Origin of the sequence: Enhygromyxa salina (assembly GCF_000737335.2) — a bacterium.
Lineage (GTDB): Bacteria > Myxococcota_A > Polyangia > Nannocystales > Nannocystaceae > Plesiocystis > Plesiocystis salina_C.
In genome coordinates, this window is the sequence record NZ_JMCC02000013.1 from 1 (window position 1) to 24704 (window position 24704).

Genomic DNA, 24704 nt, shown 5'->3' on the forward strand with positions numbered 1-24704 from the left:
ACGAAGCTGTCCGCAAGCGGGCGAGAAGCCCTCGCCCGAGCTGAAAACAGATCGCTGCCCGGGGTGCACCTGACGACGAAGCTGTCCGCAAGCGGGCGAGAAGCCCTCCCCCGGGCCGAGCACAGATCGACTACGCTCCCGCGCATGCGCATCTGCATCCTGGGAGCCACCGGCCTGGTCGGCGGCGAGCTGCTCACGCTGATCGACCGCGCCTGGCCGGACGCCGAGCTCGCGCTCTACGCCAGCCGCGATCAGACCCTCGAGCACGCCGGCCGCACCCACCAAGTCTACGCCGCGAGCTCGCTCGAGCAGGCTGACACGCGCGGCGGCGAGCTGGCCTTCGTCGCCCTCGACGATCAGTACAGCGCGCGCTACTGCCCGCGCCTCGTCGAGCTTGGCTACCGGGTGATCGACAAGAGCAACACCTACCGCATGAACCCCGAGGTCCCGCTGATCGTCGCGGGCGTCAACCATCGGCGCGCGACCGCGGACACCAAGTTGGTCGCCAACCCCAACTGCACGACCATCCCGCTGAGCCTGGCGCTCGAGCCCTTGCGCGCCCACTACGGCCTGGGTGAGGTCACCGTCAGCAGCTACCAGGCGATCTCGGGGGCCGGGCTGGCCCCGCTCACCAGCTTCGTCGACGCGACCATCGCCGGCTTCTCGCAGATGCAGCGCGCGGGTGAGCTGTCTGGCGCGCTGCTGGACGCGAGCGCCTACCCGGGCAACGTCGTGCCCCACAACGGCAGCACCGACGACTCCGGCTTCTCGTCCGAAGAGCGCAAGCTGGTCAACGAGAGCCGCAAGATCCTCGAGCTGCCGAAGCTCGGGCTGTCCGCGCAGTGTTGCCGCGTGCCGGTCCCGGTCGGGCACTACGAGAACGTGTGGGTCGAGCTCGAGCGCCCCGCCGACGCGGCCGGCATCACCGAGCTGCTCGGCGCCGCGCCCTTCGTGCGCTATTTTCCCGGCCCCGAAGGGACCCACCTCACCGCGCTTGCGACCGTGCAACACCGCGACGACGCCCTCGTCGGTCGCGTGCGCAGGGACGGGCGTGACACCAACGGTCGCCGTTGGTGCCTGACCGTGGCCGCCGACAACCTGCGGCTGGGGGCGGCCACCAACGCGGTTCGGATCGCCTCTGCCTGGTTTGACGCTGCCGACCCCAGCCTGCGGGTGTAACGCGGTGGCCCCCAAGTGCCACGCAGCCTCTAGCGACCCTTGTTCATATTCGCGCTTGCGCAACGGACAGCTCCTGCGGTGGCCCAATTCGAGGTATACAGTCTCACCCGAGTCACCTGAGACTCGCGCCACGGCATGACTTCAGCGAGCCACGGCATCTCGGTGACCCTGTGCTGTGCGCCCGAGGACGCCGACCACCTGCGGCCCCTCGCGGCTCACCTGTCGGAGCGTGGGCTGCCCACGAGCTTGCTGGTGGGCGTCGAGACGGATCCGCACCAGCTTGGACCGGCGCTCGACGTGCCGGGTGCTGGGTTGTTCGTGGTCTGCCTTGGCGAAGCCTTGGGGCCGGCCGAGCATCGACGGATCGCAGGGGTCTACAGCGCGCGCAAGGGTCCAGAGCACTACCTCTCGGAGCTGCTGGTCGAGCCCGACGAGACCTTGGCGATGGCCGAGACGATCCACGCCGCGCTCGCCAAGATCCAGGAGGCCAAGGACGCCGCAGACTCCGACGCCGCAAGGGCCCGCGTGAGCAGCTCGAGCGGCAGTCGGTTGCGAGACGTCGTGGGCGTCACCGATATCTCTGCCGTCGGCTCCGACGCGATCCCCAGCGGCAACACGCGGATCCCGAAGTCCGCGCCTCCAAGCAGGCGCCCGCCCCCTCGGGAGGACTCTGTGTCTGGCTCCTACGTGCTCGCGGCCAGCAAGTCGCTCAGCCGCGAGCAGGCTGGGTCGGACCAGCCCGCGACTCCGCCCCAGCGCGCAACTTGGGCGGACGAACAGCTCGACGAAAGCAGCGGCACCAACAAGCTCGCGGGCGCGTCGACGAGTCCCGCGAAGTCGAGCGCTCCCGCGAGCTCGAGCGCTCCCGCGACCGCCGGCGGTGCCAAGTCAGACGCCGCCAGCAGCCGCGCTGCCGAGCCCAGCCCAGCCGCGACGCGGACCGGTCGCAGGTCGGTCGTCGTCGTGCTGTTCGTGCTCTTGCTCGCGGTCGCGGGCACGGTCGCGCTGCTCAACTCGGACGATCTCGAGACGACGCTCATACCTGGTCGCGGCGCGCCCAAGGTCGCGCCCAGTGATGTAGCCGCCACCCAGAGCGCCGCGCCCGAGCAGGAGAACGCGGATCCAACGGGCGACGAAGCGACCTCCGGCGAGACCGAGACGGGCGAAGCGGAGACGGGCGAAGCGGAGACGGGCGATCCCCTTGGCTCCAATGACGCGACCACTATCATCCGCGAGGCGATCGCCAGCGGCGACATGCGCTCGATCGATCTGCTGCTGGTCGCGCAACCGGGCGGCACGATGTCGTGGCGCGACGCCGCCAACGACTGCCGGGCGAAGTCCTACCGCGGCGTTCGTGACTGGCGGCTGCCCAGCCTCGACGAGCTCAAGACTCTGCGGGGGGCGCGGATGCTCGAGAAAGATCGCTATTGGTCGGGCACGCTCGCGACTAACGTTGGCGATGGGCAGGATCATGTGTTCGTGCTCGACCTGGCGGCGCGGAGCATTGACCCTGTAAGCAAGGACGCATCGGACGTGCGGGTCCGATGCGTGCGGGCGGCGCTGCGGCAGGACTGAGCTGGGCTAGAAGCGCATGGTCCAGTTGACGGTCGCTTGGCGACGGGTCTTTCCGGCGAGCCGTCGCTCGTCGATGCTCAGGGTGATCACCCCGGGCAGCAGGGTGACGACACCGACGAGGGTTGCAACTGCGCCCCCGGGTAGCGTGTTGTGTTGCGCGCCGCTTCGCTTGTGCGTGCCGTCGAGGCCGAGCAGCACCCCGCCGGTCGTCGTCAAGCCGACGCCCGCGATGATCAGCGAAATCTCGGCCCAGCGCGGCATCTTCCGTTCGAACGATGCCGCTGGCGGTTGTGGGGCCGGCTGTGGGGGCGGTCGAAGCACCGCGAACTCGAGCTCAAGCACTTGGCCTGCCTCCCCCAGCTCGACCTGCTCGCGCGTGTCCGTTCGCTTGCCCGTGGTGTCCTCGATCCACACCCGGTAGGTCCCGAGCAACAGCGGCGGCGGGTTCGGTCCGAGGTCGCGCTCGTTGACGTAGACCTTGCACTCCATGCCGCAGTTCACGACCAGGCTGGCGCGGCCGCTCTCCTCGAGCGCCGCGAGCCGCTGCTCGTAGAGCTCCCCAAGACTCGGCCCAAAGTCCCCGGCTGGAATGGGGTCGCCCATTGCCTCACGGATCGCCTCGTCCATGACCTGCGCTGCGAGCTCGGGCTGATTGGCCAGCAGGTGGGCCCGCGCGAGGTCGAGGCGCGCAAACTGGCGTAGCTCTCTGGCTTCGGCGTCGGCCGCCAGCGCTGGGCCGAATTGCTCGAGCGCCGAGATCGCATCGCTCAACGCCGTGGCGGCGGCGACTGGATCGCGGTTGGCCGCTTCGTCTGCCACGCGGAGCTGATCGACCGCGGCGGTGTACTCGGGCTCCTCGAGCGCTGGCGCTGGCGCGGTTTGGCCCTTGTCGGTGTCTGGGCCTGGAGCGTCAAGGCCGGTGGTGGGTGCGAACAATAGCGTGAGTGTTGTCAGTAGCGTGAGCATCGCGAAGTCCTCTCTCGAGCTCGTCAGCGTAGTGGGTTTGTCGATTGCGGCTGTGACCCGGCGGCGCTCAAAAGCGCATGTTCCAGGACAGCGTGGCTTGGTGTGACGTGCCCCGAGCGAGCTTTCGCTCGTCGACGGTCAGCGCGATCGACCCACTCGTCAGCATGCCTGCGCCGACAGCGAGGCCCAGCACGCCGCCGATCATGGGACCGACCTGCAGGTGTTTGTTGCCGGCGACCAACACCGCGCCGGTCGCCGTGAGGCCGGCTCCTAGCACGATGAGCGCGAGCTCGGCTCCGCGGGGCATGATCCGATCTGGCTTGGGCTCGGGCTTGGCTGGCGCCTCTGGGACCGGTAGTGGGGCGTAGTCGACCTCGTAGACTTGCTCGGCCTCGCTCAGGTTCACGAGCACGCGCCTGCGCGGCAGGTCTTCGGTCGCGTCCTCGATCCACACGCGATAGCTGCCGAGCGGCAGGCTTGGAGGCTCGTCGGGCGCGGCCGCCGTCTCGTTGATGTAGACCCTGCACGGTCTGGCGCAGGTCACCACCAGGGTTGCGCGGCCGCGTTCGTCGAGCGCGGCCATGCGTTGTTGGTACAAGTCGGACAGGCTTGGGCCGAACATGCCCGCGTTAACCTCGTCACCCATCGCCTCGCGTATGGTCTCGTCCATTGTCTCGATCGCGAGATCGTCCTTGCCCGCGAGCATGTAGGTGCGCGCGAGGTTGAGACGCGCGAGCTGGCGTAGGTCTCTGGCGCTCGGCGAAGCCGCGACCTCGGGTGCGTAGTTGGTCAACGCAGCGAGGGCTTCGATCAGTGCGTCTGCGGACGCGAGCGGATCTTCGGTTCGGCTGATCTCGGTGTCGACCTGCGCGAGGTGCTCGAGCGCGGCGGTGAACTTGGGGGACTGCGGTTGTTCATCTGCGATCAGCTCTGGGGGCGGGGGGGCGCCTGAGGGAGCTGGGGCGAGGAGGAGACCAGCGAGGGTGTACGTGAGAATGGGGGCTAGCATGAGTTGGGGTGTTTAGCTGGGTTGGTCGGCGCCGGGGTAGGCGTCGAACTCGGGGATGGGGTCACCGTCGATGTCACATTGTGGGTCGCCGAAGGCGCGGTCGTTGTAAAAAGCCGGAGTGTGGAGGTCACCGTTGCTCGAGCCTACGTGGAGGTCGCCCGCGCCAGGGTCCTCGAACCAGAGAGCTGGGCTGGGTGGACTCGCGTTCATGTCCCAGACCTCGATGCTGCCGTCCTTCGTGCAACTTTCGTCCGCGACTTGTCCCGTCGAAAAGATGATCGACCTACGCAGATGCACATTCGCTCCAGCCCCACATTCGCGCGCGCGCAACGCTGCCGCCACCGAGACGAATGTGCCTTCGATCGTTGCCGTGCTCGCGGACTTCAACCCCGCAATTGACCCTGCAATAAATGAATTCGACACGTGGACACTGGCGGAGCTGTACGCGTAGACACCGCCACTTGTACCAGTAGTAACAATGCTCTTGTCGATGTATAATCGACCCGTACCGACAGTGATCGCGTTGGCGACGATTTCGTCGGAGGTGCTGATATGCAAGCCGGAGATGTACACGTCTGCGTCGCTGATTGCCAGCGCGGCACCGTTATTTGCCAACCAGAGCACGGGTCGTGCCGGGTCCTCCGGGGCGATGATGATGCGTTTGCCCGAGAGCACAACGACGCTCTCCACGATCGATGACTCGATGGTGATGAGTGTGGGGGTATCATTGGTGACGGCTGCAACTGCCTCGACCATACTCGAGAATTCGGAGGCTCCGAGTGGTTGCGCCTTCACGGCCAGGACGTTGTCAAACGGGACACAGCCTGCGGGGCCCACGAGGTACTCTCCTGGCTTGCAGGGGGGCTCGGGACACGCGTGGAGGTCGCCATCGCCGTCTCCATCGCCGTCACCGTCTCCGTCACCATCTCCGTCTCCGTCTCCGTCTCCAGACTCACCGGTGGTGGTCTCCATCCAGCAGGCGTCCTCCGTGACCGGCACACCGCCCCCGCAAGGGCTGTAGCACTCGTCGAGGGTGGGGCGCTCGGCCACGCAGCCGTAGTTGGTGGCAACTCCGCACGGCTCGGTAAACCGTGTGCAGAACGGGCGTTCTCCGGCGTATCTCTGCTCGCAGGTCGCGTCGCCTTCGGCCCACCAGCAGTGCTCGTAGTTGTGTCCTGGCGAGCCGCAGGAGATCAGGCCGAGCAGGCCTATGAGCGGCTCGAGACGGCGAACCATCAGAACCTCCCCGTGAGCCACACGCCGCCGCTGGTGGGGGTGAACTGTGGGAGAATCGCCAGCCGGCCGCGCTCACGGCCGCGCCTGCGCAGCGCCAAGTCAAACGCCAGCGTGGTTGCTCCCGCTGCGACGCCAACGATTCCGAGGCCTAGCAGCGCTCTGGCCGAGTCGTTCGGGCGTCTGCTCGGCTCACCGAATAGTGGGTCGAAGGCAAAGGCGAAGTTCGTGGTCAGGTTCACGCTGCCTACGACCACGACGCCAAGGCTGGCCGCGGCCATCGTGGCGCCCGTGATGCCCAGCGCGCCAATGTGGGGCTGTTGGCGCGTTGGGGGAGCCTTGCTGGAAGCTGGGCTTGGCGCCGGGGCGGGACCGGAGAGCAGGGTAGCGACGGTGAGTAGTTGGATCAGCACGGGTTCGTCTTGGGGTGTTCGATCGCTGCGAGCTCGGGCGTTCTACAGGGGTTGGTCGGCGCCGGGGTAGGCGTTCATCAGCGGGATTTCGTCACCGTCAATGTCACACCGGGGGCCGTCGGGTTGTGCGTCGTAGAAGAAATTCGGCAAATACGGTCCCATGTTGTCCTCGCCGACGTGAAGATCTCCGCCAGGAAAATCGGCAAACCACATATTTGGACTCGGCGAACTCATATTCATATCCCAGAGGTCAGAACTACCGCCACTATCGCACTCATCGGATGTTGCGTTGCCCGAGTACAGGATGGACTTGTGAACGTCCACGCGCCCAACGCCAACGCACCGCCGGGCTGCCCCGCTCAACGAAGCTACCGACACGAACACCGCCGCAATTTCCCCACCCCACGCCGCCTCGAGGCCAGCGTGAAAACCCAATATCGTGGTGCTCCACAAGGTCACCCGCCCATTCCCACTCGCCTGAACCCCGACTCCGTCAAGCCCGACGATCACACTCTTGTCGAAGTAGACTCGGCTGGCATCAGCCGCAATAGCCGCCGGAACTGGCCCCGGCGCATCGTTTGGCCCGAGCGCGGAACGAGACAATTTCAGGCCTGAGACCTCGACACGAGCATCGCCCGACACAGACAGAGGAGCAAGCGGTGACGTCGTCGTCCACTCAGGCATCCCCGACTGCTGAGCGCCAACGATAATGACGTGTTTATCCGAGACCTGCACCTGATCGCCTGCGACGGAGGACTCCACCTTGATCAATGTAGTCTCGTAGGTAGCAGCAGCATTCACCGCGGCCGCAATAGTCGTATACTGCCCGCCGTATGCGTTTACGACTAGCTCTGTGTCGAAGGGCACACACCCTGCGGGGCCAACGAAATACTCTCCGCTCAGGCACTCCTCTGGACAGGAGGTCTGGGCGTCGCCGTCGCCGTCGCCGTCACCATCACCATCGCCATCGCCATCGCCATCGCCATCGCCATCGCCATCGCCATCGCCATCGCCGTTGCCGTCACCAGACTCATCGGTGCTGGTCTCCATCCCGCAGAGGTCCTCCGTGGCCGGCACCCCGCCCCCGCAGGGGCTGTAGCACTCGTCGAGGGCGGGCCGCTCGGCCACACAGCCGTAGTTGGTGGCGACACCACACGGATCGCTAAATCGTGTGCAGAAGGGGCGCGCTCCGCCAAACCTCTGCTCGCAGGTCGCGTCGCCCTCGTCCCACCAGCAGTGCTCGAGGTTGTGCCCCGGCGCGCCGCACGAGAGCAGCCCGAACACGCCGAGGAGCGACAGGAAGCGGCGAGTCATCAGAACCTCCCCGTGAGCCAGACGCCGCCGCTGGTGGGGGTGAAGCGTGGGAAAACCGCCAGCCAATCGCGCTCACGGCCGCGCCTGTGGAAGGCCAGGTCAAACGCCAAGGCTGTGACTCCCGCGGCGACGCCGACGATTCCTAGACCCAGAAGCGCCCTGGCTGAGCCGTGGGGACGCCTGATCGGCTCATACTTCTTCGGCTCGTAGGCGAACGCGAAGCTTGTCGTCAGGTTCACGCTGCCTACGACCACCAAACCCAGACCGGCTGCGGCCATCGTCGCGCCCGTGGTACCCAGCGCGCCAATGTGAGGCTGTTGGCGCGTTGGGGGAGCCTCGCTAGAAGCCGGGCTTGGCGCCGGGGCGGGACCGGAGAGCAGGGTAGCGACGGTGAGTAGTTGGATCAGCACGGGTTCGTCTTGGGGTGTTCGATCGCTGCGAGCTCGGGCGTTCTACAGGGGTTGGTCGGCGCCGGGGTATGCGTTCATCAACGGGATTTCGTCGCCGTCAAGGTCACATCGGGGGCCGTCGGGCAGTGCATTATAGTAGGAACTCGGCGCATGTGGTCCCATGTCACCCTCGCCAACGTGAAGATCTCCGCCGATGAAATTAGCAAACCACTTATTTGGGTTCGGGGAGATCGCGTTCATATCCCAGACGTCAGAAATACTGCTGCTGTCGCACTCATCGGGTGTTGCCTTTGCCGAGTACAAGATGGACTTATGCACGTCCACACGTCCCCCGTCAGCGCACTGCCGGGCTGCCCCGCTCAGCGCACCAACCGACACAAACACCGCTTCAATTGCCCCATCCGACAGCGCCTCGAGTCCGGCGTGCGCACCAAGTACTGTGGTGCTCCACAAGGTCACCCGCGCATCCCCATCAGCACGAACGCCAGCCCCGTCGAGGCCGACGATCACGCATTTATCAAAGTTAATTCGACTATCATCGGACGCGATGGCCGCCGATTTTGCCTCATTCTCGCCAAGCGCGGCACGAAACAACTTTATACCTGAGACGTCAGCACGTCCATTGTCCGATGCAGCCAGCGGAGGAAGGGGTGACGTCGTCGTCCACTCAGGCATCCCCCCGGGCATATCCCCCACAATAATCACATGTTTGCCTTCCACCTGCACCTGTTCACCTTCGACCGATGATTCCACCTTGATCAATGTGGTCTTGTCGATGGCAGCGGCGCTCACCGCATCCGCAATGGTCGTATACTGTCCGCCGTCGGCGTTTACGACAACCTCCGTGTGGAATAGCACGCACCCCACAGGACCAACAAAATGCTCTCCGCTCCGACACTCCTCTGGACAAGAGATCACGTCATCCCCATCCCCATCCCCATCCCCATCCCCATCCCCATCACCCTCCCCATCACCATCTCCATCTCCATCACCATCTCCATCACCATCACCATCACCATCGCCATCTCCATCTTCATCTCCATCTTCATCTCCATCTCCATCTCCATCTCCATCTCCATTCCCATCCGACCCACTCTCCCCCCCAACCGGAACACAATCCGAATCCTCCCTCACCGACGCCCCACCCCCGCAAGGGCTATAGCACTCATCGAGTTCCGGCCGCTCGGCCACGCACCCGTAGGGCACCGCCGCCCCACACGGTTCGCTCTCCCGCGAACAAAAGTTCCGCTCCCCCCCAAACCGCTCCTCACAAGTCTTGTCTCCCTCAGCCAGCCAGCAGTGCGCCGAGTTGCCCGTCTCAAACGGGCCACAAGCCCCAAGCCCAACCCCGAGCCCAACAACCAGCGCCATCAACCCGTATGCAACAACCTTCGTGTTCGTCTTCGTGTTCATCTCAGAATCTCCCTGTGATCCAGAACCCCGCGTGGCTCGCGGAGACATCAGCCGAAACATGGACATCAGCCCTCCCCTTGCGGCGCGCCCGCAGCACTTGCGTATCCAAAACCACCGCCGCGACACCCAGCAGCGCACCCACGCCCCCAACGATCACGACCGGCCCCCCAACCCTCAAGTAGGTCCAATCGATCGTCTCAGACGAAACTTCACCTTGCGACGGCAGCAGCGATAGCACCAGCACGCCTGCCCCAATCGAGGCGGCCGCGCCCACGATCGCCCCACTCATCCCCGCAATCCCCAGCGGCCCAAGGTCCAACCCTCTGCGTCGGCGCGGCTCCTCCGGCTCCACCGGCACAACCTCCGGCTCCGGCACAACCTCCGGCGCCGGAACCCGCCCCAGCGCCGCCTCCAGCTTCCCCACCGCGAGCTCGACCACCTGCGCCTCGCTGCACGTCTCGCACGGCTCCGCGTCCACAACAACCTCACGCTCCCCATCCACGACCACCTCCACGGTGATCGCATAGAGCCGCAGCTCGGCGTTCGGCATCTCGATCCGCACCGCGATCATCGCGTCGAGAAAGTCATCAACCACCACAGCCCCCGCCTGCTGCAGCCCCTCTCGCAGCTGCACATCCAGCGCGCCAGCAAGCCGCTCCCCCAGCGCAACCTCGAGCGCGCCAACGTCCACAACCAGCGCAACCTGCTTGTCCAGCTGCTCCGGCGGCGCCGCAGCGCGAGCTCGCGTCCCCACACCAAGCACCAGCATCGCGGCAAAGACAGCCACCGCGCAGGACATGCGACATTTCATTTTTGAGCGAATGTGCATCGTTTTCTCAATGTGACGATCTTCGGATGATTGCTGCCCTTCCCAACCTCCACGCACTCACCAGGCCGCCCCAGCTCGAACAGCGCCACCATCCGCGCAGCCTGGGGCTCAACCTTGTCCGCCTTGGCCCAGCACTTGGTCTTGGCGGTCAGCGTCAAGACCTCCCTCCACTGCCCGGCGGTCGAGGCTTGCGTGGTCCGCAGGCGAGCTTCGGCGCACTGCTTGGTCTCGTGCGCGAGCGGCTTGCGGCGCCGCGGAGCTGGCTCCGGCGGTGCTGCTTCCGGCTCGGGCTCGGGCTCGGGCTCGTCAACGACGGGCGCGTCCACGCGAATCTCCTCGAGGTCATCGTTTGGCTGGATCCCCGCTGGCAAGTCCGGCGGCGGCGGTGCTTCACCAACAGCCACCTGCTCGCCAGCAGCAACGAGCGGCTCATCGGCAGCAGCCGCCGGTTCTCCCCGCCCCGCAACCCATCCAAGCGCGAGCACCAACCCCAGCACCACCGCCCCGGCGACCACCCGCCACCCCTTCCGATCCGGCGCACCCGCGAGCGGCTCCGGGCCCGACACCTCGGCCGAGCGCTCGTGCTCGCGCGCGACGAGGGGCGCCCCGACTTCGTGGGTCGGCAACTCGATCTTGGCAGTCGGAGGTTCAACATCAATCGGCTCGGGGCTCGCTGCGCCGTAGACCAGCGTTGGCATCCATTCGAGCACACCCACGCGCGCGACTGGGACCCCGTCGTCGTCACTGCCCTCGTCCAACCCGCTCGGCGGCGGGCCCCAGCCCTCGACGCCCAGCTGATCCGCGGCGGCTTCGGCAGTCGCAACCGAGCTCATCCGCAGCGACGACTGCGAAGCTTCAGGCCCCAGCGCCGGCATCGCCACCGCCTCGTCCGCGGCGCCACAGCTGCCAACCACCAAGGTCGCGCTCCGACACGTGATCATCCCCGCCGGGGTCCCGGCGTCGCCAAAGTGAGCGAATCGCTCGAGGTTGACCTTGAAGACCCGCGGCGTGCTTGGCCCCGTACCGGCCCGCTTCCTGCTGGCGACCAGCTTTCGCATGTCGTCAATTTGTTCATGCGTGTACGGCCGCGTCGATTCATCGGCGTCATCCATACGGAGCGATGCAAGGGGCTGCGGCATGCGAAGAGGGCGTACAAGACCAACAGTCGTCGGCCGAAGCGCAGCGTTCACCGCGAACATGAACGTTTCAGCGCTGGGCACGACTGTGCTCCCAACGGGCAAGCCCTGCGCATGACTGAACAGTACAGAACTCTGGGCGAGTACACCCTGCGTCGACAGATCGGCTCCGGGGGAATGGCCGAGGTGTGGATGGCCGATCGCGTGCGGATGGGCGCACGCAAGACCGTGGCGATCAAGCTGCTCAATCCAGCGTCGCGCGACAAGCAAGACTATCGGCGCATGTTCCTGGCTGAGGCCCAGATGTCGATGAGCCTTGGCCATTCGTCAATCGTGAACGTGTTCGACGTCAACGAGTGCGACGGCGAGTGCTTCATCGCAATGGAGTGGGTCGACGGCCTCAACCTCGCGCAGCTCAACGCGACGCTGTGGGAGCGCGGCGAGGGGCTGCCGCTCCATGTCGGGGTCTACATCGTGACCGGGGTCCTGCGCGCCCTCGACCACGCGCACAACTTACAGACTCCAGAAGGCGCGTCAATCGTCCACCGTGACGTGTCGCCACAAAACGTGATGCTGTCGGTCGCCGGCGAGGTCAAGCTGATGGACTTTGGCGTGGCACGGTTCTCGAGCGAAGAGACCGCCGGGGTCCACGTCAAGGGCAAGCTGCGCTACATGCCGCCCGAACAGCTGCAAGGCAACTCGCGTGATCCCACCGTTGACCTATTCGCGGTGGGTGCCCTGCTGTATGAGCTGATCGAGCGCAGGCGGTTTCGAAACACCGACGACGACGTCGAGATGCTCGCAATGATCCTGGGCGGTCAGACCCCCACGCTGTCACACCGAGAGCGCGTGCCGCCGCCGATCCTGCAAGTGCTAGACGGCCTGTTGGCGCCGAACGCCCGCCAGCGGATCGGCAGCGCTCGGGCGGCCCTGCGCATGTTGACGCAGTGGAGTGGCTACCAAAACGCGGCGATCGAGCTCGAAGACTATGTGGTCCGCTACCGGGACCTGTGCTCGACCACGGACTTCATCGCCAGCGACAGCCGACGCGCCGCCGCGGGACCGATCCGCCAAGGCACAGGCTCGAGCGCTGTGCACAGCCGCAGGGTGTCGTCCAACTCGTCGACCTCTGCAACCTTCGCGCAGCTGGGCGGCGACGCAGTGGACAGCACCGGCGTCAGCTCGCTGCGCCGAAGCTCCCCGCGCAGCCGCTTCAACACAATCGCCGCCCCGGCCATCGCGGGGTTCGGCCTGCTGGTGGGATGCTCGAGCATGATGGTCGCCGTCCACGACGCCACGCGTCCGGGTGAGACGGGCGACGCGAGCAACTCGGAGTTCTGGGCCGAGCTCGCCGCTGCGACGCACGTCGAGAATGTCGAGAATGTCGAGCTTGTCGCAGCGAAGCAGGACGACATCGAGCTCGAGCCGCCGACCGTCGCGGCCCCAGAACACCACCCAGAGCCACAGCCACAACCCGAACCCGAGCCTGATCTCGAATTAGGGCCCGAGCCTGAGCTCGAACCCGATCTTCAACTCGAGCCCGAGGTCGAGCCTGAGCCTGAGCCTGAGCAGGTCGAGGATCCGCCACCCGATACGCCCGAGCCCAAGCAAAAAGAAAAAGTGAAGGTCAGCTTCGCGGCCGGCAATTTTCGCTCGCTCTACATCAAGGTCGGTGGCCGTCAGCTCACGCTCCAGCCCTTCAAGACGGTCCACATCCCGGTCGGCAATCACACCATTCAGATCCGTCAAATGTCGGCGAAAACGTGGCAGCGAATCGGACGAGCAAAGTTCGAGGCGGGCAAGACCTACGAGGTGCTCATGGCGCCGCCCGGCAGCTTCACCGTCACCGAGCTGCGCTGACGCACCCGTCGATATGTCGATCGCAACCCTACTCATCCTGTGCACGGGCCTCGTGGCCATGTCGGCGTCGCTCGGGGTCGCCTGGTGGCTCTGGACGTATGATCCTCCGTGGCCGTGGACAACGGGCCACGCAGCCATCCCCGGGTCGATCCGCGCTCGCGCGAGTCACCTCGAGGCCCTCGCGCCACTGCCAACTCCCACGCCAGAGGAGGGGGCCAACGAGATGGCCACCACCACTTTCTTCGTCAAGGGCAACACCCCGGAGAAGACCGAGATCCTGGCCGAGAGGCCCGAATGGATGGCGAAGGAGCGCGATGACGACGCGCCAGTGGCCTACCCGGCGGAGTACGAAGATCAGCTGCAGACCACACCAAACAAGCGCGCCGGAACCTTCGCGCCGCCGGCGAAGCTTCCGCGATACTGAGCAGCCCCGAACTCGTCATGCGCAGCGTGAGCATCGTCGTCTTCATGTTCGCGGTGGGCACGATCCTGGCCATCATGGCGATCGTAGGCCTGTTGGTGTGGCGCCGACGGCAGCCCGCGCCCGGCCGCAGCCGACCCGGGCGCCCAACCGCCGACCGCACTTTGTTCGCCACCACCTACGAGCAGATCGGCGTGGCCCCACCGCAGCCCGATCCCCCCCAAGACGAGCGTACGGCATGCCTTCCGTATGAGCAGCTGGAGTCCGAGCCCACGCCCTCCGCAGACGCGACCAGCCTCGTCAACATGACGCAGATGCTGTCCGGCCCCAGGCCGGACTAGCAGGGTGTGGCTTGACTCTTAGAAGCGCAGCGTCCAGCTCAGGGTCGCCTGGCGCCCGCCGCCATGACGGGCGCGGTGGTCGTCGAAGCTCAACACGACCCCACCGGTGATCACCGCGGCTGCGCCACCCCCCAATGCCGCGGCGCCAGCGAGCAGGTTCGGGTTGTCGTTCGCCTTGCCCGCGGTTGTCACGACCGTAGCGCCGGCCGCCATCGCGACTGTACCAGCAGCGAGCAGCATGACGCTGGCCCACCGCGGCATGAGCCGACGATCGGCGGGCTGGGGCTGCCCCAGCGCGGCGCCGCCGATCTGCGTGACCCCGAACGCGAGCTGGCGCGCCTCACCGGCGACACCAAGCTCGACCTGCTCAAGCAGGGGCTCGCCTCGACCCGCGACGTCCGCTACCCAGACATCGTAGCGACCAAGCAGCAACGGCGGCACCGAGGCGACCTCGCGCTGCTCGATGAAGATCCGGCACGGGGCCTCGCAGCTCACTTCCAGGGTCGCGTATCCCTGGGCCTCGAGGACGGCAAGCCGCTGCTGGTAGAGCGCGAGCACGCTCGGTCCTAGGCGGTCAGCTGGCAGCTCCGCGCCAAGGCTCGCACGAATCGCTGTGTCCATGACTTCTGCAGCGAGCTCCGGCCGCCCGGCGATCCGTTGGGCCCGCGCGAGGCTGAGCCGCGCAAACTCCCGCAGCTCGAGGGTCTCGACGTCGGCGGACAGCTGGGGCGCGAATCCGTCGAACACCGCGATCGCCTCAGTCAGCGCGTCGATCGATTCAACGGGATCCCGATTCGCTCGCTCAATTGTTGCCGTGAGGTGCTCGACAGCCGCGCCGTACTCGAGCGCTTCGACCACGGGCGCGGGCGGCTGGGCCAACGAAGGGTCCTCCGCGGGGCCTGCCAAGATTGTCCAGAGTACGAGGGAAGCGACCATCAGTTGTCCGTGCTCCCGTCTTTGACGTCGAGGGTTCGGGCAAGATCGGGCTGCGGTTGAGGCAGGTCGCTCTCCACCCCGTCGGCCGCGGTGTCACTCTCGCCCTCATCGAGTCCACACTCGGACCGGCCCAGATCCTGCTCGGACACCCCAAGCCCACACGGGGAGTGGCATTGCGGGTCCGGGAGTTCCTGCACGCAACCATAGGCTGCCACGGCGCCACAGTTGTTCGCGTCAGTCGAGCAATAGGGCCGATCATGGAAGATCTCTGCGCAGGTCCTGTCGCCCTCCTGCCACCAGCAGTGCTCCACGGTGATCCGCCCGCAAGCTGGGGCCGCAAGACCCACGCTCGCGCCAAGCACCAGCGCAGCCAACAATCGAATTCTCTTGATCTGGTCTGACATCTCAGAACCTCCCGCTCAGCCACACGCCGGCGCTCGTCGGTGTCGCGTCGACTTGGATAAATACGTTGCGCTCTCGTCGTTGGCGATCGAAGACCGTGAGGTCGAAAGCCAGCGCGGTCACGCCCAGCAGCGCGGCAGCGACACCAACCCCGACCAACGCAGCGCCCTGGGCCTGGCCGCTCTGCTTGCTCGTCTCGATCGTCGGCGACCTCGCGACCAGAACCGAGCCCGCGATCACACCGCCAATTCCGCCCGACATCCCGGCGATGCCGGTGATCCCAAGCGCGCCAAGCCGTCTCGCGGGTGACGCTGGCTGTGGCCTAGATTCCGACTCTGGGCGGGTCTGAAGCTCGATCCGCTGGACCGCGACGGGGAGCACGGCAAGGGTCTGGCGAATCACCATGGCCTCCGCACAGCCCGCGCACACCAGCCCTTTGATCAGCACCTCCCGCTCACCGTGCAACACCAGCTCGAGGGTGATCGCGTACTCGCGCAGCTCGTAGTCGAGCAGCTCGACGCGGGCCTCGATCCGCGCGTCCCCAGATCGTCTGACGACCTCGAGCCCTTGCTGACGAAGCGCGGCGGCGAGCTCGTCGTCGAGCGCGTCGCCAAGCCGCTTGCCCAGGTCGTGTTCGAGCGCAGACGTGTCAACCGAGACCTCCACCTGCGGCAGCGCCTGCGCGCGAACAGAGGCCGCGTCCGCAGCGAACGCTGGCCGCCCACCACCAAATATGAGTAAGCCCGCAAGGGCACCAGCGATCATCCACGGCCGCGAGTACACAGGTTCATCCACTTCTTGATCTCCGGGTGATTCGAGCCATTCCCTATCTTTTCACACTCCTCGAGTCGGCCAAGCTCGAACAGCGCGTTCATGCGCATGACCTTGGCCTTTCGAGTGGGTCTCCAGCACTTCACCTCGCGGGTGAGCTCCTCGAGTCGCGTCCAGTTTCCAGCGCGCTGGGCTTCGTCCGCGAGCTCGCGCTGGGTCACGCAGTGCGATGTGTCCGACGCCCGAACCTGCTTGATACCGGTGGGACCCTCCATGCTGACCCGCCCCTGTACCCGGGGTTCGCCGTCATGGGTGTCTTGGTCTTCAGCGTCCTCGGCCGCCTCCTCGGCCGCCTCCTCGGCGTCCTCGTCGGCGTCCTCGTCCTCGTTTTCATCATACTTGGTCGCGACCATCGTAATCACTTCGGGCGGTCCGAGCTCCGAGGGTGGCGGCGGCTCGGCCCGCGTCCACCACCACACGAGCGCTCCTAGCCCGCAGGCCACCAGCGCCGCGATCCCGGCGAGTCCCACGCTCACGCGACTGCGCAGGCCGGCGTTGCGAAGATCCTCTTCCAACGCGCTCCCGTGCACAGGGGCGGCGATCTGCGGTGTAACTGCAGGCGCGGGCCACTCGGGCACCTGCGCAGGCGCGAGCGTAGGCAGGTTCGGCAGCGGCGGCGCGCCGTCGAGCTCCGCGGGCGCTGGACCCCACGGATACAGATCGAGCTCGGGCGCCGGTGCGGCCCGAGCTGCGCGCGGCTCGACGCGCGGCGCGGATGGCTTGACCCGCGGAGGATCACCACAGACACCCGCCGCAGTCGGGCCCCCGTGGTTCGCGTGACTCCCGATCATTCCGCTGGGGGTCCCAGCTTCGCCAAACCCAAAGAAGTAGCTGAGATCAACGGGGTATTCGCGCCGCGGCGGCGCTTGCTCAGCCTCGTTGAGCATCATGCCGATCTGCGCGTGGGTGAACGGCTGCGTGGGCTCATCGAGGTCTTCATCTGCGTCGGTATCGTGCATGCTTTGACGTTTGCAGCATTCGCGCGCTGCCGCTGGTCGACGCTGAGTCGCCGGGCGCGGCGCAGTGTTCGGCCGCGGTGTTCGGCCGCGGTGAACGATCCGGGTGGCGCCGCGACTGTTGCCAAGAACACAATCGGTGCGCGCGGGCGCCCAACGAACACATGTCCGAATTCAACAAGCAGCTGGGCGCCTACACGCTGAGCCACAAGATCGGCGCGGGTGGCATGGCCGACGTCTGGCTGGCCGAGCGCCACGCACTGGGCGGCCTCAGGCGCGTCGCGATCAAGCTCCTCAACGGGGCGTCACGCGAGAAGCCAGAGTTTCGACAGATGTTCCTCGATGAGGCGCGGCTGTCGATGACGCTCAACAATTCGGCGATCGTGCAGGTGTTCGACGCGGGCGAGTGCGACGGCGAGTGCTTCATGGCGATGGAGTGGGTTGACGGCATCAACCTCTCGCAGCTCAACCAGGCGCTGTGGGACCACGGCGAGCGGCTGCCGCTGGACATCGCCGCGTACATCATTGGCGAGCTGCTTCGGGCGCTGGACCACGCCCACAACGTTCGTACCTCCCACGCGTCGGCGATCGTGCATCGTGACGTGTCACCGCAAAACGTGATGGTGTCGGTCGCGGGTGAGGTCAAGCTCATGGACTTTGGCGTCGCGCGATTCTCGACCGAGGAGACCGCCGGCACCAACGTCAAAGGCAAGCTGCGCTACATGCCGCCCGAGCAGCTGCAGGGCATGTCGCGCGAGCCCACGGTTGATCTATTCGCGGTTGGAGCCGTGTTCTACGAGATGCTGGAGGCGCGACGGTTCCGCGACGACTGCGATGACATGCAGCTGTTGAGCATGATCATGAACGGCGCGGTTCCGCCGCTGAGCAACCCCGAGGCGCTGCCGCCCGAACTGGTGCGGGTCATGTACGGGCTCTTGGAACCCAACGATGAGCTTCGCATCGGCACGGCGCGCGGGGCCCTGCGAATGCTGACCGAGTGGCAAGGCTACCGAAATACCGCGATCGCGCTCGAGTCCTATGTGACCCGCATGCGTGAGCTGGTGCCCTCGCTGGCCCCCGTCGCTAGCACTGGCTCGGGCGGCGATGTCCAGGCGCGAATCGCCGCGCGCGCGGCCCGGTACACCGCCCAGACCGGCTCGGGAAGTCAGCGATCATGGCGCGGCGTCAACTCGTCGACCGATGCCACCCACGATCAGCTTCACGGCGAGGCGATCGACGACACCAACGTCGGCAGGCTGTCGCCCGAGCGGGCGCCTCGACTCACGCGCAGCCTCGCAGCCTCGATCGCGGCGCTCGCCTTGGCGCTTGGCATGATGACGGTGTTCCTCGCGCTCGATGCCTCATCGACCGGTGACAACGCGATCGCAGAGGCGACCCGGTCGCCGGGGGCGGAAGGGCCAAAGCCAGAGCCAGAGCCAGAGCCGGAGCCGGAGCCAGAACCAGAGTCAGAGCCGGAATCAGAACCAGAGTCAGAGCCAGAACCCGAGCTCGAGCTCGAGCTCGAGCTCGAGCCCGAACCACCCAAGCCGGTCCTCCCCGAGCCAAACAACGCCCCCGAGCCACCCAAGCCGGTCACGCCGATTGTGCCGCCCGTGCCCGTCGCCCCAGCCGAGCCGGTCGCGCCCACCAAGGACACCGCGCCAAAGCAGAAGGTCGCCGTCCTGTTCTTGGCCAACGAATTCAACTTCGCCTACGTCAAGGTTGGCCGCGTCGAGTTGGTGCTCGAGCCACGCAAAGAGCTCGAGCTGCTCGAGGGCAATCACACGATATCCATGCGCACGAACAAATCAGACGACTACCAAAAGCTCGGGCGGCTACGGCTGCGTCCCGGTCACGACTACCAGGTCCTGCTGACCAAACCCGGCGGCTTCAAGGTCGTGCAAGTCGACCCCAAATGACAATCGAGAGCGTCGTCATCATCATCGTCGGATTCGCGGCGACCGTGTTTCTACTGAGCTTCTCGTGGTGGCTGTGGACGCGCGCGCCCGCGCCGGCTCCCCGCACCCAAGCGCCGCGTGTCGTCGGGCCGCCGCTTGGACCACCGCCAGGCGCGGATCAGTGGATGGGCTGGGCGCAGCCCGGGGTCCCGTCGGCGCCGCCCTCCCCCGAGCGCGAACGCTTCGAGCAGTCCACGCTGGTGCCCGTCACGGAGTTCATGCCCAACGGCGACGAGGGCGATCTCGATAGAGCCCGGACCATGTTCTTCCTCAAGAAGGAGCCCGAGCAGACCGAGATTCTGTCGGACGCGCTGGATCTGGAGTTCGGCCAGGCCAGCGCGACGCAACGCCCACCGCCGCCTCGCCGCTCACTGCCACCGCCTCCGCCACCGCCACCGTCCAAATAGCGATCACACATCGAGTTCGGGCCTCGTCATGGGGCGGGAGACCAACACTGGTGGTCGCTCCCGTTCCTCTCGCTCCATGGCGAGCGCTCCGTTTATGATTGTTCGGTCGCGAGCGCACGCTCGACCAAGCTCGCGACCTCCGGCACGCTGCCGCTGGCATCCACGACCACGCAAGCCCGGGCGTACGCCGCCGCGCGAGCCTGCAGCAGCTCCGTCAGCCGCTGGGTCAGCGCGTCGGCGTTGTCTGCAAGCAGCGGGCGCCGGCTTCGCTCGCCCGGCGTCGACAGCCGCTGACACAGGGTCTGAACGTTCGCGCGCAGGTACACCAGCCGCCCGGCCGCGGCCATCGTCGCCATGTTCGCGGCGTCCGTGACGACGCCCCCGCCCGTCGCGACCACCGCTCGCGCCATGCGAAACCCCGGCTCGGCCACCAGCGAGTCCAGCGCGGCCCGCTCACACGCTCGAAAGTACGCCTCGCCCAGCTCGAACAGCTGCGCCACGCCAGCACCAAACACACGCTCGATCCGTGCGTCCAGGTCGATGAAGGTGGCCCCGTGCCGGCTGGCGAGCTCGCGCCCCACGCTGGTCTTTCCGGCGCCCATCATCCCCAGCAAGAACACGGGTCGCGTGAACACGATGACCCCTCTACCATGGACCGGATGGCCCGGCCCCTTCGCCTGACCGCGCTGGCGAGCTTGCTCGCAACGCTTGCCTGCGCCAACACGCCCGAGCCCGGCGGCGGGCCCACGGTGGACACCCAGACGGGGCCGTCAACCATGAAGCCCGCGCTGGCCGATCCCACCCACGCCGCGGCGGCGGCCCCAGGGCAGCTCGTCGCGCTGGTTGCGAGCGCGCCCGAGACGGCGCGCCCGTGCGAGCGCATGTGCGGCCGGGTTGGTGACTGTCTGCGCGAGCGCGGCGACACCAGCGACGCCCGGCACCTGCGCGAGGCCGGCCACCTCGAGCTCACCTGCCTGGATCTGTGCGTCAACGTCAATCCCACAAGCGAGGTCGGCAAGCGCTTTCGTGGCTGCGAGAGCCGCGACAGCTGCGGCCCGCTGCTGGACTGCGCCCGCAACGACTGGGACGCCGCCGCCAACGCCCGCACCGTCGTCGTCACCCAGATCGAAGCCGCCCCCTCCAGCTACGGCACCTGCGAGCTGGTCTGCGGGGGCATGTACGCGTGCCACTATCACGACCGCCCGCTGCACCAGCTGACGGACCGCAGCTCGCAGTTCGAGCAAGAGTTCAACTCGTGCATGTTCAGCTGCGACCCCCACGCGGAGCTGATGGTCTCGTTCGCCGAGTGCGCCCAAGAGCACAGCTGCACCGCGCAGTGGGAGTGCTGGAGCCGGGTCACCAGCCGTCACTGACGACCGGTGAGCCTCACCCGCCTATCGATGTCGAGCGGTTCACGATCCGTGGCGTCAAGAAGATCAGCATCTCCGAGCGATCATCCCGCTCGGTCTTGTTCTTGAAGAACCACCCAATGATCGGGATATCCGCGAACCAGGGCACCTTGCTGCGGCTGACCGCCTGGTTGCGCGTGTAGATGCCACCGATCACGGCGGTGTCGCCGTCGACGATCAACAGCTGGCTCTGCGCCGACTTGGTCAAGATCGTTGGGTCACCCCGGGCGCCGGTGTTGACGAAGTCGGCCTCGTTCTTTTGGACCTGGACCTCGAGCATGACGGCGCCCTCGTTGGTCACGTGCGGGGTCACGCGCAGCCCGAGCGTCGCGTTGACGTAGCGGGTGTTGACGCCCTGGGCAGACACCTGCGAGATCGGGATCTGCACGCCCTGCTCGATCTGCGCCTCGGTGTTGTCCAAGGTCACGATCTTCGGCGCCGAGATGATGCGGACCTCGCCCTCGTCCTCGGCCGCCGACAGCCGCAGGTTGGTGTTGAGGTTGCCCGACAGGCTGCCGAAGCTGAACCCAAGCGCACCACCGGTGCCGGTCGAGACCGGCGCGGGCAGGTCGACCGCGTAGTTTGGATTGGCCGCCGCGCCGGGCAGGATCAAGCCGCCAACCGGCGACTGGTTGCCACCCGAGCCACCCGCGACGCCAAGCGCGTTGGGGAACAGCAGCCCGGTCGGGTTGCCGCTTCCGGGGCTGGCGATGAAGTCAAAGCCCCACTGGATGCCAAGCTGACGCAGCCAGTTGGTCCGGGCCTCGACGATCCGCGCCTCGATCAAGACCTGCGGGGTCTGGCTGTCGAGCTGGCGCACCAGCGACTCGGCGAGCGCGATGTTCTCGGCCACGTCCATCACGATCAACGTGTTGGTCCGGGTATCCGGGGTCACCGAGCCGCGCGAGCTCATCACGCTCTGGACCTTGGGCAGCATCTCCGTGACCGTCGCGTACGACAGCGGGATCAGCCGGGTCTCGAGGGCCTTGAGCTGGACGGCGGCGTTGGCCTCTTCGATCGCCTTGCGCCGCTCCTCTTCGAGCTTGGTCTGGGTCGAGACCCGGATCACGTTGCCCTCTTGGATCATCCCCAGCGTCAGCGAGCGCAAGATGATGTCCAGCGCCTGGTCCCACGGGACCGCCGACAGCTTCATGGTCACGGTGCCCGTGACCTCGGGGCCGGCGATGATGTTGACCCGGCCAATGTCCGAGAACAGCAGCAGCACGTCCTTGATCGGGGCGTCCTGCAGCTCGATGTCGATCCGCTCACCCCGCCAGCGCGAGCGATTGCCGACCTTGGTCCCGGGCCGCGCGGCCATGACCGGCGGCGTCGAGAACCCGGACACCTTGTTGCCGCCAAGGCTCACGACCTCGGTCCGCTCGGGCGTGGTGTCGCTGGCGACCAGCGGGGCCTCGTCGCGGGCGAGCTTGGGGAATTTCCAGATCAAGCGGTTGGCGGCCCGGTCGAGCTCGATGCCCGCGGGGTCACCCAGCGCCGAGGCGACGACGATCTTGACGTCGTTGCCCTCGCGGAAGCTGGTGATCCGATCGATCGGCCCGTGGAAGCTGGTCGTGTCCAAGCTGCGCTCGAGGCCCGAGGGGATCTTGGCCCCGCGCAGCTCGAGCATCGTCATGTTGGGAGTCAGGCTGCTGGCGTCGTAGACGACCGGCCCGTCGAGCTCGACGATCACCCGGGCCCCGTCGGCCCCGTCCTCGAACCGGACGTCGCGAACCGTCGCGTAGCCGGCCTCGTCGCGCTCTTGCTCCCACTGCTGGGTGAGTGAGCGACGCTTTTGGGTGGCCGCCAGGGTCTCGCCAAGCTGCTCACCCGCGACGGCGACCTGGTGCTGAAGCGCCTCGAGCTTGCCCTGCTCGAGCTCGGTCTGCTTGCGCAGCTTGCCGAGATCCGTCTCGGCCTTGGCGAGCTCCGACTTGGCCTTGCGGTGCGCTCGCTTGTCGCCCTCGCTGGGTCCCTGATCGCCGCCAAGCTTCTCGTACTGGGCTCGCGCCTGACGGACCGAGTCGTTGGCGGTCGCAAGCTCCGAGCGCTTGGTCTCGAGCTCGCCCCGCAGCTGCTGGGCTTCGGCCTGCTTGGTCTCGAGCGCGAGCGAGAGCGCGTCGTGATCGCGCTGCAGCTCGGCGAGCCGGCCGTTGGCTTGGTCCTCGCGCTGCTTGGCGGCTGCGGTCGCGGCCTCGGCCTGCTGAACCGCGCGCTGCAGCTCGTCGCGACCGCTGTCGTCGTGCTTGCCGAGCTTGCGCGCGGCCTTGCGTGCGTCGCTCAGCGCTTGCTTGGCGTCGGCGTGGGCCTGGACGGCCTGCTCGCTCTCTTCGGTGGCCTGGCTCATGGCCGCTTCGGCCTGGCTCAACAACAGCTCGGCTTGCTTGGCCTTGGCCTCGGCGCTCTGGCGAACGCGGCTGGCGTAGAGCTCGGCGGCCTCGGCTTCGGCCTTGGCTTCTGCGGCGCGCTGATCGGCGTGCTTGGCCTTGCGCTCGGCCTCGCTCGCGGCCCGCTCGGCGTCGCTCGCCGCCTTCTCTGCGGTCGCCAGCGCCGACTTGCGGGCATCGGCGAGGCGTTGCGCCTCGGACAATTTCGCTGCGGCCGCGGCCTCGAGCGACGACGCCCGAGCCTGGGCCGCGCTCTCGAGCGACGACGCCGTGGCCTCGGCCTCGCGCTCGCGCTTGGAAGCGGCCGCCTCGGCGCGCGCCCGGATGGTCTCGGCTTCGCTCGCTTGCTTGGCCGCGAGCGCCTCCGCTTCGCGCTCGCGCTTGGCCGCCGCGACCTCGGCCTGGGCACGGATCTTCTCGGCTTCGGCGCGGACCTTGGCGGCGTCACGATCGGCCTCTTGGGCCTTGGCCGCTGCCGCTTGGGCGCGCTTCTCGGCGCTGCGGGCCCGCTGCTCGGCGTCGGTGGCCTTGGCTTCTGCGCTGCTCGCCTTCGCCTCGGCGCTGCTCGCCTTCGCCTCTTGCACGTCGGCCTTGGCTTTGGCGCTGGCCTCGATCGCGCTGGCCTGCTTGCGGGCGTTGGCCTTCATGGTCTCGATCTCGGCCTGGCGCTCGCCAGCGCTCTTGCGCGCGAAGTAGGCCTCGGGCGCGACCTCGCGGGGCGTGAGCGTGATCGCCAGATCCCGACCCTTGGGCACCACGATGTAGCTGGACTCGCGCTTGAGGTTCACGACCACCCGCGCGATCTTGCTGTCGTGCTCCTCGACGGAGCTGATCGTCACCCGGCCAACCGCCCACGAGTCAACCGGCACGTGCGGCACGGCCTTGCCCCGCTCGCTCTTGGCGATATCAACGACGAGCCGGTCGGGATCCGACAGCCGGTACACGTTGAAGGTTGGCTCGACGTGACCGAGCAAGCGCAAGATCGTGGTCCCGTCGTCGAGCTCCTCGACGGTCAATCCGTCGATCTGATTGACGGCCTTGCGGACCTCGATCTTGGACTCTGGTTGGGCCTCGGGCGCGCTGACCTTGGTCGTCTTGGTTGGGCTGGACTTCTTTGACTTGGGCGGACCGGCCGAAGCAGGGCCAGAGTCGAGGGTCAACAGCAGCAGCGCCGGCAATGCAACGACCCCGAGCGGGGACCACTTGCGTGTACGAAGGGTCCGTTGGAGCGACCAGCGGGTATGTTGGGGCTTATGAGGCTGGGAGTTCATGGTGGTCTCCAGTCGCCGGCTTGGCTTCGAGGCGCGCGGGGGTCCGGACTC

24 protein-coding genes are annotated in these 24704 nt (G+C 67.0%); 8 read left to right on the top strand and 16 right to left on the bottom strand.

Annotated elements, in window-relative coordinates:
• Nucleotides 1-144: 144 nt before the first annotated feature.
• Both DB30_RS06525 and DB30_RS06530 read left to right on the top strand, forming a co-directional pair.
• Nucleotides 145-1179, top strand: a complete 1035-nt coding sequence (locus tag DB30_RS06525; protein ID WP_052547114.1) for an aspartate-semialdehyde dehydrogenase — start codon at nucleotides 145-147, stop codon at nucleotides 1177-1179.
• Between the two features lie 135 nt (nucleotides 1180-1314).
• Nucleotides 1315-2754, top strand: coding sequence for an Lcl C-terminal domain-containing protein (locus tag DB30_RS06530; RefSeq protein ID WP_052547115.1), 1440 nt, complete (start codon nucleotides 1315-1317; stop codon nucleotides 2752-2754).
• Nucleotides 2755-2760: 6 nt separating this feature from the next.
• On the opposite strand, the gene DB30_RS06535 is transcribed toward DB30_RS06530, so the two are convergent.
• From DB30_RS06535 to DB30_RS06585, 10 genes are all read right to left on the bottom strand, one after another.
• Nucleotides 2761-3720, bottom strand: coding sequence for a hypothetical protein (locus tag DB30_RS06535; RefSeq protein ID WP_146658160.1), 960 nt, complete (start codon nucleotides 3718-3720; stop codon nucleotides 2761-2763).
• Nucleotides 3721-3787: 67 nt separating this feature from the next.
• Complete coding sequence (locus tag DB30_RS06540; protein WP_052547117.1) at nucleotides 3788-4729, bottom strand: hypothetical protein; 942 nt, start codon at nucleotides 4727-4729, stop codon at nucleotides 3788-3790.
• A 12-nt stretch (nucleotides 4730-4741) separates the two neighbouring features.
• On the bottom strand, nucleotides 4742-5965 hold the full coding sequence (locus DB30_RS06545; protein WP_146658161.1) for a hypothetical protein: 1224 nt from the start codon (nucleotides 5963-5965) through the stop codon (nucleotides 4742-4744).
• A complete protein-coding gene (locus tag DB30_RS06550; protein ID WP_146658162.1) occupies nucleotides 5965-6243 on the bottom strand; it encodes a hypothetical protein in 279 nt (92 codons plus the stop codon). Before DB30_RS06550 ends, DB30_RS06545 begins: the two co-directional genes overlap by 1 nt.
• A 174-nt stretch (nucleotides 6244-6417) precedes the next feature.
• Complete coding sequence (locus DB30_RS41245) at nucleotides 6418-7689, bottom strand: hypothetical protein (protein WP_052547120.1); 1272 nt, start codon at nucleotides 7687-7689, stop codon at nucleotides 6418-6420.
• Complete coding sequence (locus tag DB30_RS06565; RefSeq protein ID WP_205632923.1) at nucleotides 7689-7967, bottom strand: hypothetical protein; 279 nt, start codon at nucleotides 7965-7967, stop codon at nucleotides 7689-7691. The genes DB30_RS41245 and DB30_RS06565 overlap by 1 nt, the downstream gene beginning before the upstream one ends.
• Nucleotides 7968-8141: 174 nt before the next feature.
• Nucleotides 8142-8891 carry a hypothetical protein gene (locus tag DB30_RS06570; RefSeq protein WP_165703651.1) on the bottom strand — a complete coding sequence of 250 codons (750 nt, stop codon included), beginning with the start codon at nucleotides 8889-8891 and terminating at the stop codon, nucleotides 8142-8144.
• Nucleotides 8892-9013: 122 nt separating this feature from the next.
• On the bottom strand, nucleotides 9014-9184 hold the full coding sequence (locus DB30_RS41250; RefSeq protein ID WP_205632924.1) for a hypothetical protein: 171 nt from the start codon (nucleotides 9182-9184) through the stop codon (nucleotides 9014-9016).
• A gap of 329 nt (nucleotides 9185-9513) precedes the next feature.
• Nucleotides 9514-10341 carry a hypothetical protein gene (locus tag DB30_RS41255; protein WP_153258245.1) on the bottom strand — a complete coding sequence of 276 codons (828 nt, stop codon included), beginning with the start codon at nucleotides 10339-10341 and terminating at the stop codon, nucleotides 9514-9516.
• Nucleotides 10320-11399, bottom strand: coding sequence for a hypothetical protein (locus DB30_RS06585; RefSeq protein WP_165703652.1), 1080 nt, complete (start codon nucleotides 11397-11399; stop codon nucleotides 10320-10322). The genes DB30_RS41255 and DB30_RS06585 overlap by 22 nt, the downstream gene beginning before the upstream one ends.
• A 192-nt stretch (nucleotides 11400-11591) precedes the next feature.
• Here DB30_RS06585 and DB30_RS42715 point away from each other — a divergent pair, with 192 nt between their 5' ends.
• Genes DB30_RS42715 through DB30_RS06600 form a run of 3 tightly spaced genes read left to right on the top strand, consistent with a single transcriptional unit; the run spans nucleotide 11592 to nucleotide 14099 of the window.
• The gene (locus DB30_RS42715) at nucleotides 11592-13337 is read left to right on the top strand and encodes a serine/threonine-protein kinase (RefSeq protein WP_165703653.1); all 1746 of its coding nucleotides are present in this window, start codon (nucleotides 11592-11594) and stop codon (nucleotides 13335-13337) included.
• 13 nt (nucleotides 13338-13350) lie between these two features.
• A complete protein-coding gene (locus tag DB30_RS06595; RefSeq protein WP_052547127.1) occupies nucleotides 13351-13761 on the top strand; it encodes a hypothetical protein in 411 nt (136 codons plus the stop codon).
• A gap of 26 nt (nucleotides 13762-13787) precedes the next feature.
• The gene (locus DB30_RS06600) at nucleotides 13788-14099 is read left to right on the top strand and encodes a hypothetical protein (RefSeq protein ID WP_146658164.1); all 312 of its coding nucleotides are present in this window, start codon (nucleotides 13788-13790) and stop codon (nucleotides 14097-14099) included.
• A gap of 18 nt (nucleotides 14100-14117) precedes the next feature.
• Here DB30_RS06600 and DB30_RS06605 read toward each other — a convergent pair whose 3' ends face one another.
• The 4 genes from DB30_RS06605 to DB30_RS06620 all read right to left on the bottom strand — a co-directional run bounded on the left by DB30_RS06605 (nucleotide 14118) and on the right by DB30_RS06620 (nucleotide 17227).
• Entirely contained in the window at nucleotides 14118-15005 is an 888-nt protein-coding gene (locus DB30_RS06605; RefSeq protein WP_146658165.1) for a hypothetical protein, read from the bottom strand.
• Nucleotides 15006-15034: 29 nt separating this feature from the next.
• Nucleotides 15035-15439: a hypothetical protein gene (locus DB30_RS06610; protein ID WP_052547130.1), complete on the bottom strand. Its 405-nt coding sequence runs from the start codon at nucleotides 15437-15439 to the stop codon at nucleotides 15035-15037.
• A gap of 1 nt (nucleotide 15440) precedes the next feature.
• Nucleotides 15441-16103 carry a hypothetical protein gene (locus tag DB30_RS06615; RefSeq protein ID WP_052547131.1) on the bottom strand — a complete coding sequence of 221 codons (663 nt, stop codon included), beginning with the start codon at nucleotides 16101-16103 and terminating at the stop codon, nucleotides 15441-15443.
• Nucleotides 16104-16198: 95 nt separating this feature from the next.
• Nucleotides 16199-17227: a hypothetical protein gene (locus DB30_RS06620; protein WP_052547132.1), complete on the bottom strand. Its 1029-nt coding sequence runs from the start codon at nucleotides 17225-17227 to the stop codon at nucleotides 16199-16201.
• Between the two features lie 161 nt (nucleotides 17228-17388).
• On the opposite strand from DB30_RS06620, the gene DB30_RS06625 reads away from it, so the two are divergent.
• Together DB30_RS06625 and DB30_RS06630 are read left to right on the top strand one after the other, a co-directional pair.
• The gene (locus DB30_RS06625; RefSeq protein WP_052547133.1) at nucleotides 17389-19143 is read left to right on the top strand and encodes a serine/threonine protein kinase; all 1755 of its coding nucleotides are present in this window, start codon (nucleotides 17389-17391) and stop codon (nucleotides 19141-19143) included.
• On the top strand, nucleotides 19140-19589 hold the full coding sequence (locus DB30_RS06630; RefSeq protein ID WP_052547134.1) for a hypothetical protein: 450 nt from the start codon (nucleotides 19140-19142) through the stop codon (nucleotides 19587-19589). The genes DB30_RS06625 and DB30_RS06630 overlap by 4 nt, the downstream gene beginning before the upstream one ends.
• A 92-nt stretch (nucleotides 19590-19681) precedes the next feature.
• Here the strand turns inward: DB30_RS06630 and DB30_RS06635 are convergent, their stop codons facing one another.
• On the bottom strand, nucleotides 19682-20224 hold the full coding sequence (locus DB30_RS06635) for a shikimate kinase (RefSeq protein ID WP_146658167.1): 543 nt from the start codon (nucleotides 20222-20224) through the stop codon (nucleotides 19682-19684).
• Between the two features lie 24 nt (nucleotides 20225-20248).
• On the opposite strand from DB30_RS06635, the gene DB30_RS06640 reads away from it, so the two are divergent.
• Nucleotides 20249-20962: a hypothetical protein gene (locus DB30_RS06640; protein ID WP_146658168.1), complete on the top strand. Its 714-nt coding sequence runs from the start codon at nucleotides 20249-20251 to the stop codon at nucleotides 20960-20962.
• Nucleotides 20963-20975: 13 nt separating this feature from the next.
• Here DB30_RS06640 and DB30_RS06645 read toward each other — a convergent pair whose 3' ends face one another.
• Entirely contained in the window at nucleotides 20976-24560 is a 3585-nt protein-coding gene (locus DB30_RS06645; protein WP_052547137.1) for a type IV pilus secretin family protein, read from the bottom strand.
• Nucleotides 24561-24704 lie beyond the last annotated feature (144 nt).